Source organism: Arthrobacter gandavensis, from assembly GCF_039528575.1.
Lineage (GTDB): Bacteria > Actinomycetota > Actinomycetes > Actinomycetales > Micrococcaceae > Arthrobacter_B > Arthrobacter_B citreus_B.
In genome coordinates, this window is record NZ_BAAALV010000013.1 from 1 (window position 1) to 1,818 (window position 1,818).

Here is a 1,818-nt window from a genome sequence, read left to right on the forward strand (position 1 = left end):
GGCTCCACCACTGGTTTACACCGCAGCTTCACTGCCCACACGACGCTCCCCTACCCATCCAGACGGCTGAACCACGAAGGCTTACCAAAAATCTGAATGCCACAACTTCGGCGGTGTACTTGAGCCCCGCTACATTGTCGGCGCGGAATCACTTGACCAGTGAGCTATTACGCACTCTTTCAAGGATGGCTGCTTCTAAGCCAACCTCCTGGTTGTCTGGGCAACTCCACATCCTTTCCCACTTAGCACACGCTTAGGGGCCTTAGTTGGTGGTCTGGGCTGTTTCCCTCTCGACTATGAAGCTTATCCCCCACAGTCTCACTGCTGCGCTCTCACTTACCGGCATTCGGAGTTTGGCTGACGTCAGTAACCTTGTAGGGCCCATCGGCCATCCAGTAGCTCTACCTCCGGCAAGAAACACGCAACGCTGCACCTAAATGCATTTCGGGGAGAACCAGCTATCACGGAGTTTGATTGGCCTTTCACCCCTACCCACAGCTCATCCCCTCCATTTTCAACTGAAGTGGGTTCGGTCCTCCACGACGTCTTACCGTCGCTTCAACCTGGCCATGGGTAGATCACTCCGCTTCGGGTCTAGATCACGCCACTCACTCGCCCTGTTCAGACTCGCTTTCGCTACGGCTTCCCCACACGGGTTAACCTCGCGACGTAACACTAACTCGCAGGCTCATTCTTCAAAAGGCACGCCGTCACAGCTACAAGGCTGCTCCGACGGTTTGTAGGCACACGGTTTCAGGTACTATTTCACTCCCCTCCCGGGGTACTTTTCACCTTTCCCTCACGGTACTTGTCCGCTATCGGTCATCAGGGAGTATTTAGGCTTACCAGGTGGTCCTGGCAGATTCGCACGGGATTTCTCGGGCCCCGTGCTACTTGGGATCCTCTCCAAGCGGCAGCATACATTCCGGTTACGGGGCTAACACCCTCTACGGCCTGGCTTTCAAACCAGTTCACCTATGCACCTGCACTCACTTCACCAGTCCGGCAGAACTGATACGGAAAGTCCCGCAACCCCAGTGATGCAACGCCCGCCGGCTATCACACACCACTGGTTTAGCCTCTTCCGCGTTCGCTCGCCACTACTAACGGAATCACTGTTGTTTTCTCTTCCTGCGGGTACTGAGATGTTTCACTTCCCCGCGTTCCCTCCACGCACCCTATGTGTTCAGATGCGGGTCACCCGGTCACTCGCGCGCCGGGCGGGGTTTCCCCATTCGGACATCCTGGGATCAACGCTCGGTTATCAACTCCCCCAGGCTTATCGCAGATTCCTACGTCCTTCTTCGGCTCCTGATGCCAAGGCATCCACCGTGTGCCCTTAAAAACTTGACCACAAAGATCAACAATTAATATCGCTATCGAGAAAACCATGGAAAACCAGTACAAGACCGGTCACCAGGTTTATCTGAAATTGCACTTAATAATTTTTAAGATGCTCGCGTCCACTATGTAGTTCTCAAACAACAACCCCGTCACACCCATCCACCAGACCAGGCACCCCGCAAGGGGAACCACCAGCCGGCCTCCGGCATGCGCAGGAAAAACCAGAAACAACAGATCCTGTTGCCTCAGGACCCAACAGTGTGCCAAACGATTACCCCCGGGCCAACACCCCAGGCCAGCTTTCCAACCCCCAAAGAGGCGTACTCACAAACCCGGAGAAACCCGGACAAACCTGTTTATTGATATTCCACCCATGAGCACCCGCCGAAGAACATATGCCTTCGCAGCGGGCTTTACTCCTGGAAACCGTGCATCCAACACTGTGGAAGAACACACAAGCTTCAGGTGCTCCTT

General features: G+C 54.8%; 1 rRNA gene. It reads right to left on the bottom strand.

The features are described from left to right. Window positions 1–1,353, bottom strand: a 23S ribosomal RNA gene (locus tag ABFX29_RS16615); the annotation flags it as partial. Window positions 1,354–1,818 lie beyond the last annotated feature (465 nt).